An 18,700-nucleotide genomic window follows, 5' to 3' on the forward strand; every position below is an offset into this window, starting at 1 on the left:
GCTGCAAGAGGTAACCTCACACTTTTTTGCTAAAACGCAACCGATTGGCACGTGCCTGCGTTTCCTGAAATTCGCAAAAGGAAAGCGTTCGGGAAAATCTGGTTCGGGAAAATCGGATCACAGGCTACCCGGCAGCAGATGCTCTGCCTGACGCAAATCGTCACGGGAAAACTGCCGGACAATATGCCCGTTTTCCATTAACGCCGCCCGTTCCGACATATGGGCAATCACATCGCTGTCGTGACTTACCAACAAATAGGTCATGCCGTGTTCTCGTTTCAATCGATTCAACAGATTGAGAATTTCAGCCTGCACAGACATATCCAGCGCCGAAGTGGGTTCGTCCAGCAGCAGGATCTTGGGTCGCAGCAGCAATGCCCGGGCGATGGCGATGCGCTGACGCTGACCGCCTGATAACTGATGCGGATAGCGATTGGCCGCATCGGTGGGCAACCCCACCTGTTCCAGCGCCTCATCAATTCTGGCGCTGATATTTTTTTCGCCGTGGATCTTCAGCGGTTCGCCGAGTGTACGGTGAATAAGATGCTGGGGATGCAATGAGGAGTAGGGATCCTGAAAGACCATCTGTACATCACGGCGTAGCTGCCCGGTGAAACGCTGCTGCGGTTTTATCTGCTGGCCAAGCAACGTGATCTCACCGTGCCATTCGCGTTGTAAACCAGCCAGTACCCGTAATACGGTCGATTTGCCGCAGCCCGATGCGCCGATCAGGCTGAAGGTTTCACCCTCATCAATGTGGAAACTTACCGACTCGACGGCAGTTTTAATCACTCCCTGCTGGTGGAAACTGACCTGCAAGTCATTAATCTCAATCAGCGCCATGCTGCCCTCCATGAACTGCACCGAAGTCAATGCTGCGATCCAGAACGGGCAGATCCTGACCATAGGTCGTGGCGCTGGGGCGGCAGTCCCACAACGTGCGGGTGTAGGGATGACTGGCGTGGGGAAGATCCGCCGCATTGCCCTGATCGACCAGCTTTCCCTGATACATCACCAGCACTCGTTTGCAATGTTCCGCAGCCAGTGGCAGATCGTGACTGATGAGCAAAAGCCCCATTTTCCGCCGTTGCGTCTGTTCAATGATCAGTTCAAGGATCTGGTTTCTCAGGCGCGCATCGAGCGCGGAGGTGGGTTCATCGGCAATCAGCAGTCGCGGATCGTTGACCAGTGCGATAGCCAGCATTGCGCGCTGTCCCATCCCACCCGAAAGCTGACCAGGATAGTTATGCAAAACGTTATCTGGCAGGCCCACCGCAGCCAGCGCGTTCATCACCCGCTCTTTGCGATCGGAGCGTGTCAGGGCGTTATGCAACGTGAGGGACTCTTCAATCTGTTGGCCCACCGTGCGCACCGGATTGAGGGCATAGCGGGGATCTTGCAGCACCATGGCGATTTCAGCACCACGCAGGGCGTTCCATTCGCGTGGTTTGAGCGACAGTAAATCCTGCCGCTGAAAATGTAAACGCTCCGCCCTGACTCGCCCCGGCTTGCGCACCAACCCCATGATTGCCCGCGCGGTCATGGATTTACCCGAACCAGATTCACCGACCAGCGCCACGGGATCGCGATCGACGTGAAAGGAGATGGTGTCAACCACGTTATGGGCGTTGAAAGCAACGCTGAGGTTTTTAACGTCCAACAGGAGTTCAGTCATGATGAGGATCCAAAAGATCGCGCAGTCCGTCGCCGAGCAGGTTGAATGCCAGACTGCTGATCAGGATCGCCACGCCGGGAATTGCCGCGATCCACCATTGATCGAAAATCACCTGCATTCCTTCCGCTACCATCGATCCCCACTCCGCCATCGGTGGCCGCGCACCGAGCCCGAGAAAACCCAATCCGGCTGCGGCGAGGATAATACCCGCCAGATCCAGCGCCAACCGCACGACAGCCGAAGGCAGACACATTGGCATGATATGGCCCCAAAGCAGGCGGATACCGCCAATTCCCATCATTTCTGCCGCGGCCAGATAGTCACTTTTGCGCAGTAGCTGAATCTCGGCTCTGGCCTGACGGGCATAGGCGGGCCAGGTGGTCAACGCCAGCGCCAGGGCGCCATTGACCAGACCGGGGCCGAGCATGGCGACAAACGCGAAAGCCAGAATCAGGCGCGGCATCGACATCACCACATCGGTGAAGCGCATCAGAATGCGTTCGATCCAGCCGCCATAATAACCAGAAAGAATGCCAACGGAGAGACCGAGCGGCAAGGTGATAACCGTGACCAAGAGCACCAGTCCAAGCGTCGGACGGGTGCCGTAAATCAGGCGTGACAGAACGTCGCGACCATAGCTGTCCGTCCCCAGCCAGTGTCCGTATCCCGGTGGCAGCAGTCGGTTGGCGGCATCTTGCCAATTGGGATCGGCGGGTGCCAACCAGGGAGCCAGCAGCGCCACGAAGACCAGAAAAACGATGATGCTCAGACCGATAGTGCTGGAGGGCGAGCGTCTCAGCCCTTGGGTCAACGTCATTGTCGACATATCAGCGCACCCTCGGATCAAGCAGGCGAACCAGCAGATCCGTCAGATTATTGATTAACACGAAACAAACGCCTATCAGCAATGTGCCGCCCATGATAGCGGTGGTGTCTCCGGCGAACAGGGCGCTGGTCAGATAACGGCCAATGCCGGGCCAGGAGAAGACGGTTTCGGTCAGAACCGCGCCTTCCAGCATACTGGTGTACGCCAGCGCGATGACCGTCAGCAGCGTGCCGCTGATATTGGGCAACACGTTGCGCAGCAGGATATGCATTTCCCCGGCACCCTTGGCGCGTGCCAGCGTGATGTACTCTTTATTCAGTTCGCTCAGGCAGGCAGAACGCGTCAGCCGGGTAATACTGGCGAGCGAATAATAGGAGAGCAGCGCAACGGGCAGGATCAGATGGGCGATCGCATTGCGGAATGCGCCCGGATCGCCGGACAGGGTGGTATCGATCAGCGCAAACCCGGTTTTGGGCTCTACCGTGTATTGGAAGATATCATCGAGTCGCCCCGGACCGGCGCTCCATTGCAGACGCGCGTAAAACAGCAGCAGCATCAATAAACCAAGCCAGAAGATGGGCACTGAATTGCCGAGCAGCGTGATGAAACGTACGCCGATATCCAGTTTACTGCCGTGAAAACGGGCGCAGAGAATACCGAGCGTGACGCCGAGTGCCGCGCCGATCACCACCGCCAGCGTTGCCAGCTCCAGCGTGGCAGGAAAGGCAGTGAGCAGGTCATGCAATACCGGCTGGCCAGTGGAACTGGCGGTTCCGAGATCGCCATGCATCAGCCGCACAACATAGTCGCGAAATTGCAGCGTCAGCGATTGATCAAGTCCGAGTTGATGCTTTACCTGATTGTAGGTGGAGGCGCTGGCGTGCTCTCCAACGATCTGCAGTACCCGATCCACGGGCGACAGTGCTGACAGCAGAAAGGTGATCAGCAGCAAACCAGACAGCGTCAGCGCCAGGGTCAACAGCCCCTGGGCAAAACGCCATAAACGACGCCGGGAGTTTGCCCCCGGCGCTGAAGTTAATACCTGTGACATGGAAAGCCTTATTTACTGACGCGGTCGTAATAGACCATATCCGCATTCAGGCCCTGTTGGTAGCCTTTGACGTTATCACGCAGCACAACTTGCGTTTTAGCCTGGTCGATAAAGATGTATGGCGAGGAACGTTGCAGCTCTTTTTGCATATCCGTATACAACTGGGTGCGTTTGGCCGGATCGGATTCTGCCACCGCAGCCAGCGTCTGTTCGTTCAACTGCGGTATTTCCCAACCGTTCAATCCGGCTACCGTGCTGCTTTTGCCGTCGTTGTACGCAAACGCGCTGGCGTTGGAGTGGGCGTCAAAATAGTCTGGGATCCACAGACGGATCGCCGCCTGATGCTGTTTGGCACGAACGCGGGCATAAACCTGACTACCCGCAGCAGGCAAGAGATCGAGTTTCACGCCGCCCTGCGCAAAACTGGCCTGCAACGATTGGGCAATCGTAATGAACGGCGGTTTATTCTCAACATCCAGCGTCAGGTGCGCATCGGTAATTCCCGCTTTGGCGAGGATCTCCTTGGCTCTCTGCGGATCAAAACTGAACGGGTTATCTTCCAGCGCGCCCGGTAAACCGACCGGCAGGAAACTCTGGTGAATAAAGTATTGGCCTTTCAGCAGATCTTTGGTGATGCCCTGATAATCCACCAGATAACGCGCCGCTTCCCAGAAGGCCGGGTTTTTCAGCAGCGGGTTGGCACTATTGCCGGTGTTGAATACCAGATAATTCTGCTCGGCTGACGGGATCTCCAGCACCTTGACACCCGACTGGGTTTTTAGCGCGGAGGTTTGGTCTGGCCCCAACTCACGGGCGACATCGGCATCACCTTGTTGGATCAACAGACGGCGGGCACTCGGATCGGGCACGTTTTTGATGATGATATTCTTCAGCAGCGGCTTGTCACCCGGTGAGGTGGGATTGGCTTCCAGCACGATCGCCTGATGCGGTTGATACACACGCATCTTGAAAGGGCCACTGCCTGCAGAATGCATTTTCAGCCAGGCGTTGCCAAAGTCATCTTTGACAACGTTGGCGGCCACGGCTTTTTGATCGACAATCGACGCGATCGGCGTAGAGAGAATATTTAGCGCCACTGCCGGACTGACGTCTGCCGTCCACTGAATCTGCACGGTATGGTCATCGATTTTCTTCAGTTGCTGGTCAATGTTATCGGCCTGCCATCCCAGTACATTCAGTATAAAGGCGGGGGATTTATTCATTTTTACCGCGCGGTTGAATGAATAGATCACATCATCGGCCCGTACGGGATTGCCGGAAGAGAATGTTGCGTCAGGACGCAGGGAAACGGTCAACGTTTTTGCCGCGGCATCGGCTTTCCAACTTTGTGCCAGAATCGGAACTACCTTGGCCGGATCGTCGCGATCGGCTTGTACCAGACGTTGATAAAGGCTGGGGATGGTTTGAATACTGGACAGTTCGTTACTTTCAGCCGGATCGAGGCTGACAATATCATCCAGGGATTGTGCAACGACCAGCGTATCCGCAGGCGTTGCTGCATGTGCGCCAGTGGTGATCGCAGTCAATACCAGTAACGAGAGCAGTGTGGTCTTCATAATGCAATTCCCTGAAAAGTCATATAAGGGCGATTCGGCGGTTCAGTTAAAACCGTTATCGGTTGTTTTTACAGATTTTTTACCCATTTCACGGTAGGCGTTTTGCTATAGGCAGGCAAATGCCAAAAAGCCATAAGTTATTACTTCTAGTTGCATTGAAAAATGTTAAATAGCTCTCAGGGTCAAACAGCGTTAGCGGGTATAATAAAACGCTATTTCATTTTAACCAGGGGACACCATGATTACCGGAAACATTCATCATTTGGAGTTAGTGCCATATCTGCCTACAGCGCTCGCTGATGCAATTGAATACATCAAAAAAAATATTACCGCTGATACCCCGCTGGGGAAACATGATATTAAGGGCAACGACGTATTTGTGCTGATCTCTAACGACAGCACCGCGCCAATTGCGGAACGTCGTGCCGAATATCACGCACGCTACCTTGATATCCAGATCGTATTGGCAGGCGAGGAGGGTATGACGTTCAGCAATCTGCCTGCCGGGAAACCTGATACTGACTGGCTGGCGGAGAAAGATATCGCTTTCCTGCCGTCAGGCGAGGATGAAAAATCCTTCGTGATGAAAGCCGGGGATTTTGTGGTGTTCTATCCGGGCGAAGTACACAAACCGTTGTGCGCCGTCGGTGAACCAGCGAACGTGCGTAAAGCCGTCGTGAAAATGCTGGTGAGTGCGCTGTAATTTTTTATGAATATTCTGCCCGGGTCACTCCTCGATCCGGGCATGTTCGATCAATGCTTGATCCACACTACCTGCCACGGCTGCAATGTCATGCTGTCGTTGAACGCTTTGCCACTGATCAGATCCTCGCCCGGTAATTCGAGTGTGAGTGGCTGACGACGATCGCTGATATTGACGACGCAACTGATCCGATCCTCTTGTTGCGGATCGTAACGTTCCAGCGCGAACAGGGAATGGCCCAACTCCATAACGCGCTGGCCAGACTGCGGAGAAAAAGCGGAATGGGCACGGCGAATCGCAATCAGATCGCTCAGCCCATTGAACACCAGCGCCCGCAAACTGTTGTGGCTGGCGAGTTCGAATTCCAATTCCTGCAAAGTCAGTTTTTGGCGGTTAATACGGCGGTTAATTCCTGACTGATGCATGCCTTCCAGATCATTTTCGCTACCGAGCAGGCTGTGATAATAGATTGCGGGTACGCCGACAATCGAAAGTAGCACTGACTGCGCCGCAATGAATTTATTGGCTTTTTGCTCGTTTTTATCTTCCGGTTCGGTAATGGCGCTGAGGTAATTGATATTCAATTCGTAGGGGGAATGCGTGCCGTCGCCATTATCTTTGTAAGACACACGTCCCTGTTTTCTCATGACTTCCTGCGCCATAAAGAGCCTGTCGCTGTCATCCAGGAATGTCTCTGTTGGGCGTAAACCAATACCGTCATGGCTGGCGAGGAAATTGAAATAGGTGGTGTGGGGGTAACGGGCTTCCGCACTCAGTCCTTTCGCCCACTGCGTGAGAACGCGGGTATCCTGACGCAAAAAAGCGTGCAGCGTCAGCGGCGGCAAGGGGAATTGATAGACCATATGGGCTTCGTCGCCGTGCCCGAAATAGCTGATGTTTTCATGATACGGCACGTTGGTTTCCGTAATCAAACGCGTTCCCGGCAATATATAGTCGAGAAGGGTACGCCACACTTTGATGATGTTGTGAGTTTGCGGCAGATGAATACAGGCCGTTCCCGGCTCTTTCCAAATATAACCAATGGCGTCCAGGCGGATCGATTGCCCGCCGCTCGCCGCGTATTGCAGCAAGACATCAATACTTTCCAGCAAGACCTGCGGATTCTTGAAATTGATATCGACCTGATCTTCGCTGAAGGTGGTCCAGAGATAGATCTGGGAGCCGTCCGCTTTGATAAAAGGTGACAACAGGGGCAAGGCGCGGGGACGCACGACCCGGCTGTAATCCAGCTCTGGGTTGGCCTCGATAAAATAGTCTTTGTAATACGGCTCATCCTGCAAATAACCCTGCATCCAGTCGCTGGAGCGCGAGATATGATTGATCACGCAGTCGAACATCAGGCTGAATTGTTCTGAGAGCTGCTGTAAATCGGACCAACCGCCGAGATGTTCATCAACACGCCGATAATCGATCACGCTGAAACCATCATCCGAACTATAGGGAAACATCGGCAAGATATGGATATCGCTGATGATATGGCGCAAATGCTTGCGGGCGAACTGATTGAGCGTGGCCAGCGGCTTTTGGTCTTTATGCTGGATACCGTCGCCATAGGTGATCAAATAGACACTGTTACCGTCGACCCACTGTGAATTCTTGTGCGCGCCATACTGCCATTTCTCTGCCAGATGGAATATTTCCCTGATCAGATCGGCGATATGTTCCCGTGGATAGATACTGCTGAGTAAGGTCTCTAATCGTTGAGCGAATTCCAGTTTATCCAGGCTCATAGCGGTTCCTTCTTCGGCTGTGCTCTACCAAGAGTAGTTGAGAATGTCGTGAAAGAAGGATCGCTGATGGGGATAAAGTGCAACGTGATGTGAAAAACGTCAGTCTAACCAAGGAGGAAAAGCAGGCCACCGCTGAGAGTGGCCTTCGTGGTACTACGAATCAGTGTGTTTCGCCCAATGTGGCAACCATAACTGCTTTAATGGTGTGCAGACGGTTCTCAGCCTGATCAAAAACCACGCTGTGTGACGACTCAAAGACTTCATCGGTCACTTCCATACCGCCATGCAGGCCATACTCCTCAGCCATCTGTTTGCCCAGGATGGTTTGGTCGTCGTGGAAAGCGGGCAGGCAGTGCAAAAACTTCACCTGTGGATTACCGGTCTTTTTCACCACCGCCATGTTGATCTGATAGGGCTTGAGCAACGCGATCCGCTCTGGCCAGGCGGATTTGGCTTCCCCCATCGAGACCCAGACATCGGTATAAAGAAAATCAGCGCCCTTAACGCCTTCGTCAATGTCTTCAGTCAGGGTGATGTTCCCGCCATTGGCAACGGCCAGCGCCTGACACTGTGCAACCAGATCCGCATGCGGCCAACAGGCCGTTGGGGCAACCAATTTCAGATCCAGGCCGACCAGTGCCGCTGCTTCAAGCAGTGTATTGCCCATATTGTTGCGTGCATCGCCCAGATAAGCCAGTTTCATGCCGGTAAGTGAACGATCGGGCAAACATTCCTGCATAGTCAGTAAATCCGCCAATAACTGGGTCGGGTGGAATTCTGTGGTCAGCCCGTTCCACACCGGTACGCCAGCATAGTGTGCCAACGTCTCAACAATATCCTGACCATATCCGCGATACTGAATACCGTCGTACATTCTGCCCAGCACCCGGGCGGTGTCTTTCATCGATTCTTTATGCCCAATCTGGCTGCCACTTGGGCCAAGGTAAGTCACCTGTGCGCCCTGATCATATGCGGCAACTTCGAAAGAGCATCGTGTACGGGTTGAGTCTTTTTCGAAGATGAGCGCGATATTTTTGCCTTTGAGGTGGGGTTTCTCTGTGCCTGATTTTTTAGCCGCTTTAAGTTCAGCAGATAAGGCAAGCAGAGCATTCAGCTCGGCGGGGGTGAAATCCAATAATCTGAGAAAATGACGTTTATAGAACTGACTCATCGCGCTAATCTCCATGCATCCTGCAGGTATAAAGTGAATTTAAATTCACTTTATATGTATGAATATTCAAATTCAACCCCAACGTACAAATCTTTCGTGTTTTAGTGGAGGCCAGCGCGTCGGTGTGGGAAAATAGGCACATAACAGCCCATATACTGAGGATAGAGGCATGGCTAACCGCGAATTGCTTGACGAACAACATGAAGAGACCCGCCTGATCATCGAAGAGTTGCTGGATGACGGCAGCGATCCTGATGCCCTCTACACCATTGAGCACCATCTCTCTGCGGAGAAATTCGAGGTTTTGGAAAAAGCGGCAGTAGACGCTTTCAAACTGGGTTATGAAGTTTCGGACGCTGAAGAGCTGGAAATTGAAGACGGCACCAAACTGATGTGCTGTGACGTCATCAGTGAAGTTGCCTTGAATGCGGATCTGATTGATGCCCAGGTAGAACAACTGGTGGCTCTCGCTGAGAGTCACGGTGTGAACTACGATGGCTGGGGCACTTACTTTGAAGATCCGGACGGCGAAGAGGGCGACGGAGAAGATGAAGAGGGTGAATTTTACGATGAAGATGATGACGGCAAACGCCATTAATTCTTCGTTGTGAGCAAAGGCCGGGGTCAGTGACTCCGGCTTTTTTATTGCATGAATTATTTAATGACCTGATCGCCAGGGTTATAAATGAATGTTGCCTCGTCGCTTAACGACGCGGGTAAGTGCAGCGCAATAATCGGTATGAATATCCCACTTTGTTTGTAAAAATCCTGTTGATCGTACTGCGCATTGGTCAAGCCACCGGAGATATAGAAAAACGCCTGAATAGGCAGCGTAGTGGGAATATCTTGCGCCCAGGTTGCCAATCTTAATTCGTTCTGAGTTTTAATTGACTCGGTAGGGATTAAACTCATCGATAGAATAGATTGATAAAAAGCGTCCGCACTTCCAGCACCCAGATCGTCACTGACATCAAAGCCACATTGATATGTTCGAGGATTGGATATTCCGGGTTGTGTATAATGTGTATGCCATTGCTCGGCGGTATATATTCCCTGCTGCTGACAAGGGCCACTGTCATCTGGATACTCATTATGCGCACCGCATCCGGCATCTTTACGACTTAACGTTGCCGCATCAATGGGAAATGAACATAATATCTCTATATGAATTTTATCTGACGGTGTGCCAAAGATCTGATAAAAAATAAAACCATTGGTGTAGTTGTAAGCTAACGCGTTATATTTTGAATCTTTCCTCAGATAGGAAAATGAAACGCCGCCACTTTGCTGCGATTCAGGGCTGGGATTCCACGAATGGTAAGCGGTTGAGGGGGTCGTGCCACGGAATACGATCCCAGAACAGAGAAAAGCAGGCGTTGAGGCCGAACCGCAATCTGTTACGGTAGTGATATAACGACTCTGCAGGCTGGCGGCAGTTTGTTTGCCAATATCATCATTACTCTTGATAGGTGCGGCATATAATGCGCTAGAAAATAGCAGGCATCCTATAACTAGCGTTATAAAGTTACTTTTTTTATTCATTTTATTTTTCTCTCGAATATTTTCTATAAATAAGTGGGGGTTTTTGTATTGGTATTTTTGCGGTTTTTATTTGTCGATTTATTCTCCTGATGAAATAATCATGGGAGTATATTTATTAGTGTTAATTATCGACAGTTCAATAAATGATATGAGATCGGCTATGAAATCATCACGCGGCAACGCGTCCCGGATTTATAACGAAAATCTGGTTTATATATAGGAGAGGGGAAATAGTATTTATAATATCAACTGGCGCAAAAAACTTGCGCCAGTTTTCAGAAAGTCACAGTGCTTTTAGCATCGTCACTTCACAGTCAACATGACCGGTATTGCCCATCGCACTGGCAATATGTTCAAAGCCGAGGCGCTCATACAAGGCAATGGCCTGGGTCAGACTGGCCGTGGTTTCAAGATAACACTGGCTGAAATTTTGCTCACGGCCAAATTCCATCGCCTGTATGGCGAGTTGTTTGGCTAAACCTTGACCGCGTAAAACAGGCAGAAAATACATTTTTTGCAGTTCACACACCCCTTCTTCTGCACCAGCCAGAGGCGCAACACCACCACCACCCGCGATCACATCATTCAGTTCGATCACCCAGTAAGCGCTACGCGGTTGGCTATAAAGCTGATAGAGACAATCCAGATTGGGATCTGAAACGGTATAACCCTTATCCGCAGTCAAGCCGAATTCAGCCGATACCTGACGGATGACGCTGGCGATTGCTGCGTTGTCTTCTTCACGGATGAGGCGAACCTGAAGGCGCACCGGGGTTGCTGTTGTCATAATGAGTACTCAAAATCGATAATAGCGAATTGCAGAGTGCACAGTAGTTGTTACGGGTAGTGACACTCTGGAAAAGTCTGTAATACCATTTATCTTAGGCACGTTGCAATGCAAAAAAAGGGCAGGAAATAATTCCTACCCTTTTTGCGGTTATGCCGGGATGTCGTTACTACAGCGCAGCGATGGTCGCCTGCTGTTCCAGGATTTTGGTTTTTGATTCAGCCAGACTGGACATTCTTTCACGCTCTTTATCCACCACGGCTTGCGGAGCTCGCGCGACAAAACCTTCATTGGACAATTTGGCGTCGATACGGCCCATTTCGGCGTCGATTTTTGCCACTTCTTTGCCCAGGCGTTCCAGTTCCGCCGCTTTATCCACCAGACCCGCCATCGGGATCAGCAGTTCTGCGCCGTCGATCAGTTTTGTCACCGATACCGGCCCTTTATCACCGTCTGCCAGCAGAGTCAGCGACTCAAGGCGGGCCAGCGTTTTGATAAAATTGAGGTTATCGTTGACCCGACGTTGGGCTGCAGCGTTGGAACCGCGCAGCAATACGTCCAGCGGTTTGCTTGGCGCGATATTCATTTCGGCACGAATGTTACGAACCGCAGTGATCGTCTGCTTGATCCACTCCAGATCGCTTAGCGCATCGGCGTCATCCTGAGCCGCATCATAAACAGGGAAAGGTTGCAGCATGATCGTATCTGCGGTAATGCCTTTCAGCACTTTCACGCGCTGCCAGATGGTTTCGGTGATGAATGGAATAATCGGATGCGCCAGACGCAACAGGCTTTCCAATACCGTGACCAGCGTATGACGCGTACCGCGCAGTTCAGCTTCACTGCCGCCATTCATGACCGGTTTGGTCAGCTCCAGGTACCAGTCACAGAATTGGTTCCAGGTGAATTCATACAGAATATTGGCTGCCAGATCAAAACGGTAAGTATCCATGGCTTCACGGTAGTTTTTCACCGTTTGGTTGAACTCAGCCAAGATCCAACGATCGGCCAGTGACAGCACTTTCTCACCGCCATTCTGACCGCAATCCTGATCTTCCGTATTCATCAATACAAAGCGGCTGGCATTCCACAGTTTATTACAGAAGTTGCGATAACCCTCAAGACGCTTCATGTCCCAATTGATATCACGACCGGTCGACGCCAATGCGGCCAGGGTAAAGCGCAACGCATCGGTTCCGTGTGGTTCAATGCCGTTCGGGAACTGTTTCTCGGTACGCTTGCGGATTTTCTCGGCCAGTTGCGGCTGCATCATGTTGCCGGTACGTTTTTCCAGCAGTTCGGCCAGAGAAATACCATCAATCATATCCAGCGGGTCAATGACGTTGCCTTTCGACTTGGACATTTTCTGTCCTTCTTCGTCACGAATCAGCCCGGTCATGTAGATGGTATGGAAAGGCACCTGCGGTTTGCCGTCTTCATCTTTGACGAAGTGCATGGTCAGCATGATCATGCGGGCGATCCAGAAGAAAATAATGTCAAAACCACTGACGACGACGCTTGAAGGATGGAAGGTTTTCAGCGCATCGGTCTGGTTCGGCCAGCCCAGCGTGGAGAATGTCCACAGGCCGGAAGAGAACCAGGTATCGAGCACGTCTTCATCCTGACTCAGCATAACGTCAGCAGCCAGGTTATTTTCACTGCGCACTTCGGCCTCATCGCGGCCAACGAAGACATTGCCTTCTGCGTCGTACCACGCCGGGATACGGTGTCCCCACCACAATTGACGCGAGATACACCAGTCCTGAATATCGCGCATCCAGCTGAAGTACATGTTTTCGTACTGCTTGGGTACGAACTGGATATCACCTTGTTCAACGGCTTCGACCGCGACTTTCGCCAGCGGGGCGGATCGCACATACCATTGATCGGTCAGCATCGGCTCAATAACAACGCCACCGCGATCGCCGTAAGGAATGGTCAGATCGTGTGCTTTGACCTCCTCCAGCAGACCCAGTTCGTCGAAGGCGGCAACCACGGCTTTACGCGCTGCGAAGCGCTCAAGGCCACGGAATTGCTCCGGGATAGCGTTATCGCAGGCAGTGCTGGCTTCGCCGTTGGTATCAAAAATTTCGGCTTCCTGACGGATATCACCGTCAAAAGTCAGAATATTGATCATCGGCAGATTGTGGCGTTTACCCACTTCATAGTCGTTGAAATCATGGGCAGGGGTGATCTTCACGCAGCCGGTGCCTTTTTCCATATCGGCGTGTTCATCGCCCAGGATAGGAATACGACGGCCAACCAGCGGCAATATAATCTCTTTACCAATCAGATTCTTGTAACGAGGATCTTCCGGATTGACGGCCACGCCAGCATCGCCGAGCATGGTTTCCGGACGGGTAGTGGCAACCACCAGATAATTTTTGCCGTCAGCGGTTTTCGCGCCGTCTGCGAGCGGATAGCGCAGATGCCACATGGAACCTTTCGATTCACGATTTTCCACTTCGATGTCAGAAATCGCCGTGCGCAGTTTAGGATCCCAGTTAACCAGGCGTTTGCCGCGATAAATCAGATCTTCTTTATACAGGCGAACGAACACCTCTTTGACGGCATTGGACAGGCCGTCATCCATGGTGAAACGTTCACGTTCCCAATCCACAGAGTCGCCAAGGCGGCGCATTTGGCGGGTGATATTGCCACCGGATTCGGATTTCCACTGCCAAATTTTGTCGATGAATGCATCGCGGCCATAATCATGGCGGGTTTTATTTTCTTCTGCGGCGATTTTGCGCTCAACAACCATCTGGGTGGCGATACCCGCGTGATCCGTACCTGCCTGCCATAAGGTATTTTTACCCTGCATGCGTTGATAGCGAATGAGGGTATCCATGATGGTCTGCTGGAAGGCGTGACCCATGTGCAAGCTGCCGGTAACGTTCGGCGGCGGGATCATTATGCAGTAGCTCTCTTTGCTGGTATCACCATGTGGCTTGAAGTAGCCCTGCTGTTCCCAATGCTCATAGAGCGGCTGTTCGATATCTTGCGGGTTATATGTCTTTTCCATTTCGCTTCGTATTTCAGTAAGTTGGCGGCGTTGCCGTGGTCAAATGGAAGCCGACGCTGCGATAGGCTTTGTAACGTTCGCGCGCCAACTGTTTCAGGGAATCTTCGTAAGGGACGAAGTCTACCACTTCATGGAAAGCAGTGGCAAAATCTGCGAACTGTGGCAGTAAACTAATCAACAGATCGCGCGGCGCATTACCGCGACGTTCGGGCCAGCAAAGTTCGACGGGCGCGCCAAATTTTGGCCCTTCGCCAGCCAGATTATGCGGGACAAACTCGTTGGGTTCGCGTTGCCAGAGTGCTTCATCCAGACGTTGTGCCTGCTCCTGGTTTTCACAGGCGATCAGCACCCGTTTCCCTGCGCGCCAGCGTTCAGCCGCAACCTGACAGGTGAGCGCTTCAAGTGCGCTCAAACCGTCGCTTTGCCGATCGTTGTCGAGAAGATAGAAGGTGGCATTTTTCATGGTTTACCGCAGTAAAATGTTATCGCATTAAATTGACACGGGCCGGAAGATCCGGCCCCTACGGCGTACATTATGCAGGTGCGGGAACCAACCCGCCCGTGTTTAGAGTGGCGTAAACCTGTCTGACGACTAATCGTCGCCGTTCAGACCTGCCCGGTTCAGCAGGAATTGTGACAGCAGCGCGACCGGACGACCCGTCGCACCTTTGTTTTTACCTGAACGCCAGGCCGTACCGGCGATGTCGAGATGCGCCCAGATATATTTACGGGTAAAGCGCGACAGGAAACAGCCCGCAGTAATGGCACCCCCCGGACGACCACCAATATTGGCCATATCGGCAAAATTGGATTCCAGTTGTTCCTGATATTCATCGGCCAGCGGCAAGCGCCAGGCACGATCGCCCGCTTGTTCTGACGCACCAATCAGCTCGTGTGCCAGCGGATTGTGATTCGACAGCAAGCCCGTGATGTGATGACCCAGCGCAATGACGCAAGCGCCGGTCAGCGTCGCGACATCAATGACCAGTTCTGGATCGAAGCGCTCAACGTAAGTTAATGCGTCGCACAGTACCAGACGGCCTTCTGCATCGGTATTCAGTACTTCAACCGTTTGTCCGGACATGGTGGTAAGAATATCACCCGGGCGATAGGCACGCCCACCAACCATGTTTTCACAGCCTGCCAGCACGCCTACGACGTTTAATGGCAGATTCAGCTCCGCCACTACACGCATGACGCCATAGACCGTTGCTGCGCCGCACATGTCGTATTTCATCTCATCCATGCTTTCAGCAGGTTTGATGGAAATACCGCCGGAATCGAAAGTCAGACCTTTGCCTACCAGCACAATAGGCTTGGCGTCCGGGTTAGGATTTCCCTTATATTCCATGACGGACATAAGTGACTCGTTCTGCGAACCCTGACCAACGGCCAGATAAGCATTCATTCCCAACTCTTTCATCTGCTGTTCGCCGATGACGCGCGTGGTGATGTTGGTGCTGTAAGCATCGGCCAGTTGCCGGGCTTGCGAGGCCAGATAAGCCGCGTTGCAGATGTTTGGTGGCATGTTGCCAAGATCTTTCGCCGCTTTGATACCGGCAGCTACGGCCAGACCGTGCTGAATGGCGCGTTCACCGCTGGTCAGTTCACGACGGGTCGGAACGTTGAAAACCATTTTGCGCAATGGGCGGCGAGGTTCAACTTTATTGCTCTTCAGTTGATCGAAGGTGTAAAGCGACTCTTTTGACGTCTCAATGGCCTGACGGACTTTCCAGTAAGTGTTACGGCCTTTGACGTGTAACTCGGTCAGGAAGCAGACGGCCTCCATAGAACCGGTGTCATTTAAGGTATTGATGGTTTTCTGGATCACCTGTTTGTACTGCCGCTCGTCCAGTTCACGCTCTTTGCCGCAGCCAATTAACAGGATGCGTTCAGAGAGAATGTTAGGCACATGGTGCAGTAACAGCGTTTGACCCACTTTGCCTTCCAGCTCACCACGACGCAGCAGGGCACTGATGTAACCATCGCTAATTTTATCGAGTTGCTCGGCGATAGGCGACAGGCGGCGAGGTTCAAAGACCCCGACTACAATACAGGCACTGCGCTGCTTTTCCGGGCTACCGCTTTTTACACTGAACTCCATGCACTCTCCTGAATCTTAAAGACAAGAACGGGAGCTACGGATAGAATGTGCGCTCCGTAACAAACTCCCGTCTTGTGTTAACTGCGTGTGTTAACCTGAACGGCGTTAGTTATTTTATTTTGGCGGCTATAAGCATGTTCCTATAGGACACCCAAATGCTAGATGTTGTAATACTATTTTAGCTGTGATGGTTGCCATATGATCCGAATAAATGGCGGATTAGCGAAGAAACTAGCGATTTTCCTGCAAAAAGACAAGTTTTCACAGGCGTATTAAGCGTGATCATCATTAGATATCTGGTACGGGAAACCTTCAAGAGCCAAGTAGCGATTCTATTCATCCTGCTTCTGATCTTCTTTTGTCAGAAATTAGTCAGGGTGTTAGGGGCTGCTGTTGATGGCGAAATCCCAACAAATTTGGTTCTTTCGCTTCTGGGGCTGGGAGTGCCCGAGATGGCGCAATTGATCCTGCCGCTGAGTCTGTTCCTTGGTCTGTTGATGACATTTGGACGGCTTTATACCGAGAGTGAAATCACGGTCATGCACGCCTGCGGTCTGGGCAAACGCATATTGATTGTTGCGGCAATGATTCTGGCGCTGCTGACCGCTTTACTGGCGGCAGGCAATGCAATCTGGCTCGGCCCCTGGTCATCCAAGCATCAGGATGAAGTGCTGGCGGAAGCCAAGGCTAACCCGAGTATGGCGGCGTTGGTGGAAGGGCAGTTCCAATCCTCACAGGACGGGAATGTGGTACTTTTCGTTGGCGGTGTAAAAGGCCAGGAGTTCCATAACGTCTTTCTCGCGCAATTGCGACCCAATGGCAATCAGCGCCCTTCGGTCGTCGTGGCCGATCACGGTCATATCCAACAGCGTCCGGATGGGGCGCAGATGGTAACGCTCAATAAAGGTACGCGTTATGAAGGTACAGCGTTGCTGCGTGATTTCCGTATTACGGACTTCAATGACTATCTGGCTGTTATCGGTCATCAGACGGTGAATGTAGACAGTACTCAGGTTGAGCAAATGAACATGAGAGCGCTGTGGAAATCGCCTGAGAATGATGCGCGTGCTGAATTCCACTGGCGTCTGACGTTGGTGGTTTCCGTGCTGATCATGGCGTTGATGGTGGTGCCGCTGAGCGTGGTGAATCCTCGTCAGGGACGCGTACTCAGTATGCTGCCTGCGATGCTGCTGTACTTGATTTTCTTCTTGCTGCAAAGCTCACTGCGCTCCAATGGCGCCAAAGGCAAACTCGACCCAATGTTCTGGATGTGGGGGACGAATCTGGTTTATCTGGGACTCGCGTTGTTGCTTAACGCCTGGGATACCTTGCCAATGCGTCGCCTGCGCGCGCGCCTGAGAGGAGCGGCCTGATGTTTGGAGTTTTGGACCGTTATATCGGGCGGACGATATTCAACACCATCATGATGACTCTCTTCATGCTGGTGTCGCTCTCCGGCATTATCAAGTTTGTCGACCAACTGCGTAAAGTGGGACAAGGCAGCTATTCGGCGGTCGGTGCCGGGCTGTATACGTTACTCAGCGTTCCCAAGGATATTGAAATATTCTTCCCGATGGCGGCACTGTTAGGCGCGCTGTTGGGGCTGGGATCGTTGGCAACGCGCAGTGAATTGGTGGTTATGCAGGCCTCGGGTTTCACCCGGATGCAAATCGCCTCTTCCGTGATGAAAACGGCGATTCCATTGGTATTGCTCACGATGGCCATTGGTGAATGGGTTGCACCGGCGGGCGAACAGATGGCGCGTAACTACCGGGCGCAGATGATGTACGGTGGCTCACTGCTCTCAACGCAAAGCGGTTTGTGGGCCAAAGATGGCAGTGACTTTATCTTTATCGAACGTGTTGCCGGTGAAAACGAACTTTCCGGCATCAATATCTATCATTTCGATCAGGAAAATCGCCTGCAAACTGTCCGCTATGCGGCGATGGCGAGTTTTGATGCGGATGCGCATTTGTGGCGGTTGTCGCAGGTGGATGAGTCCGATCTCAGTGATAGCAAGCAGATTACGGGTAGGCAGACGCTGAGTGGCGAATGGAAAACCAATCTGACGCCGGACAAACTTGGGGTGGTGGCGCTGGATCCTGACGCGCTGTCGATCAGCGGTTTGCGTAACTACATCAAATATCTCAAACAGAGTGGGCAGGAATCAAACCGTTACCAACTGAATATGTGGAGTAAAATATTCTCCCCATTGTCGGTTGCGGTCATGATGCTGATGGCGCTCTCCTTCATCTTTGGGCCGCTGCGTAGCGTGCCGATGGGCGTGCGGGTCGTCACCGGTATCTGTTTCGGTTTCCTGTTTTACGTGCTCGATCAGATCTTTGGCCCGCTGAGTCTGGTATACAGCATTCCGCCAATTCTGGGGGCTCTGTTGCCAAGCGTGCTGTTCTTGTTGATCAGTATCGTCTTGCTGTTGAAGCGGCGCTAGGTCACGAATCCTGGCGTGTCGCCATTGAAAAGGCCGCCC

16 protein-coding genes are annotated in these 18,700 nt (G+C 52.3%); 4 read left to right on the plus strand and 12 right to left on the minus strand.

Going from position 1 to position 18,700, the window contains the following annotated elements; all coding sequences use genetic code 11:
- Window positions 1-117: 117 nt before the first annotated feature.
- The 5 genes from DRI82_RS06070 to DRI82_RS06090 are packed head-to-tail and all read right to left on the minus strand — an operon-like array spanning window position 118 to window position 5,129.
- Complete coding sequence (locus DRI82_RS06070) at window positions 118-843, minus strand: ABC transporter ATP-binding protein (RefSeq protein WP_114192607.1); 726 nt, start codon at window positions 841-843, stop codon at window positions 118-120.
- Window positions 830-1,675: an ABC transporter ATP-binding protein gene (locus DRI82_RS06075; protein ID WP_114192608.1), complete on the minus strand. Its 846-nt coding sequence runs from the start codon at window positions 1,673-1,675 to the stop codon at window positions 830-832. Before DRI82_RS06075 ends, DRI82_RS06070 begins: the two co-directional genes overlap by 14 nt.
- Window positions 1,668-2,501 (minus strand): ABC transporter permease, encoded by an 834-nt coding sequence (locus tag DRI82_RS06080; protein WP_114192609.1) that lies wholly within the window; start codon window positions 2,499-2,501, stop codon window positions 1,668-1,670. Before DRI82_RS06080 ends, DRI82_RS06075 begins: the two co-directional genes overlap by 8 nt.
- Before the next feature lies 1 nt (window position 2,502).
- Window positions 2,503-3,552, minus strand: coding sequence for an ABC transporter permease (locus tag DRI82_RS06085; RefSeq protein ID WP_114192610.1), 1,050 nt, complete (start codon window positions 3,550-3,552; stop codon window positions 2,503-2,505).
- An 8-nt stretch (window positions 3,553-3,560) separates the two neighbouring features.
- The gene (locus DRI82_RS06090; protein ID WP_114192611.1) at window positions 3,561-5,129 is read right to left on the minus strand and encodes an ABC transporter substrate-binding protein; all 1,569 of its coding nucleotides are present in this window, start codon (window positions 5,127-5,129) and stop codon (window positions 3,561-3,563) included.
- 238 nt (window positions 5,130-5,367) lie between these two features.
- On the opposite strand from DRI82_RS06090, the gene DRI82_RS06095 reads away from it, so the two are divergent.
- Complete coding sequence (locus DRI82_RS06095) at window positions 5,368-5,832, plus strand: NanQ anomerase/TabA/YiaL family protein (RefSeq protein WP_114192612.1); 465 nt, start codon at window positions 5,368-5,370, stop codon at window positions 5,830-5,832.
- 50 nt (window positions 5,833-5,882) lie between these two features.
- Here DRI82_RS06095 and DRI82_RS06100 read toward each other — a convergent pair whose 3' ends face one another.
- Window positions 5,883-7,583 carry a sugar phosphorylase gene (locus tag DRI82_RS06100; RefSeq protein ID WP_114192613.1) on the minus strand — a complete coding sequence of 567 codons (1,701 nt, stop codon included), beginning with the start codon at window positions 7,581-7,583 and terminating at the stop codon, window positions 5,883-5,885.
- A gap of 160 nt (window positions 7,584-7,743) precedes the next feature.
- The gene (argF, locus tag DRI82_RS06105) at window positions 7,744-8,754 is read right to left on the minus strand and encodes an ornithine carbamoyltransferase (RefSeq protein WP_114192614.1); all 1,011 of its coding nucleotides are present in this window, start codon (window positions 8,752-8,754) and stop codon (window positions 7,744-7,746) included.
- Window positions 8,755-8,923: 169 nt separating this feature from the next.
- Here argF and rraB point away from each other — a divergent pair, with 169 nt between their 5' ends.
- Window positions 8,924-9,352 (plus strand): ribonuclease E inhibitor RraB, encoded by a 429-nt coding sequence (rraB, locus tag DRI82_RS06110; protein ID WP_114192615.1) that lies wholly within the window; start codon window positions 8,924-8,926, stop codon window positions 9,350-9,352.
- Between the two features lie 56 nt (window positions 9,353-9,408).
- On the opposite strand, the gene DRI82_RS06115 is transcribed toward rraB, so the two are convergent.
- The 5 genes from DRI82_RS06115 to pepA form a co-directional block, all read right to left on the minus strand.
- Window positions 9,409-10,296 (minus strand): N-acyl homoserine lactonase, encoded by an 888-nt coding sequence (locus DRI82_RS06115; protein WP_114192616.1) that lies wholly within the window; start codon window positions 10,294-10,296, stop codon window positions 9,409-9,411.
- 283 nt (window positions 10,297-10,579) lie between these two features.
- Window positions 10,580-11,083 (minus strand): GNAT family N-acetyltransferase, encoded by a 504-nt coding sequence (locus DRI82_RS06120; RefSeq protein WP_114192617.1) that lies wholly within the window; start codon window positions 11,081-11,083, stop codon window positions 10,580-10,582.
- 169 nt (window positions 11,084-11,252) lie between these two features.
- Window positions 11,253-14,108, minus strand: coding sequence for a valine--tRNA ligase (locus tag DRI82_RS06125; RefSeq protein ID WP_114192618.1), 2,856 nt, complete (start codon window positions 14,106-14,108; stop codon window positions 11,253-11,255).
- 13 nt (window positions 14,109-14,121) lie between these two features.
- Window positions 14,122-14,571: a DNA polymerase III subunit chi gene (locus DRI82_RS06130; RefSeq protein ID WP_114192619.1), complete on the minus strand. Its 450-nt coding sequence runs from the start codon at window positions 14,569-14,571 to the stop codon at window positions 14,122-14,124.
- Window positions 14,572-14,700: 129 nt separating this feature from the next.
- Window positions 14,701-16,212: a leucyl aminopeptidase gene (pepA, locus tag DRI82_RS06135; protein WP_114192620.1), complete on the minus strand. Its 1,512-nt coding sequence runs from the start codon at window positions 16,210-16,212 to the stop codon at window positions 14,701-14,703.
- A 278-nt stretch (window positions 16,213-16,490) separates the two neighbouring features.
- Here pepA and lptF point away from each other — a divergent pair, with 278 nt between their 5' ends.
- Entirely contained in the window at window positions 16,491-17,585 is a 1,095-nt protein-coding gene (gene lptF, locus DRI82_RS06145) for an LPS export ABC transporter permease LptF (RefSeq protein WP_114192622.1), read from the plus strand.
- Entirely contained in the window at window positions 17,585-18,661 is a 1,077-nt protein-coding gene (gene lptG, locus DRI82_RS06150) for an LPS export ABC transporter permease LptG (protein ID WP_114192623.1), read from the plus strand. Before lptF ends, lptG begins: the two co-directional genes overlap by 1 nt.
- Window positions 18,662-18,700 lie beyond the last annotated feature (39 nt).

It is taken from the genome of Edaphovirga cremea (genome assembly GCF_003332275.1).
Lineage (GTDB): Bacteria > Pseudomonadota > Gammaproteobacteria > Enterobacterales > Enterobacteriaceae > Edaphovirga > Edaphovirga cremea.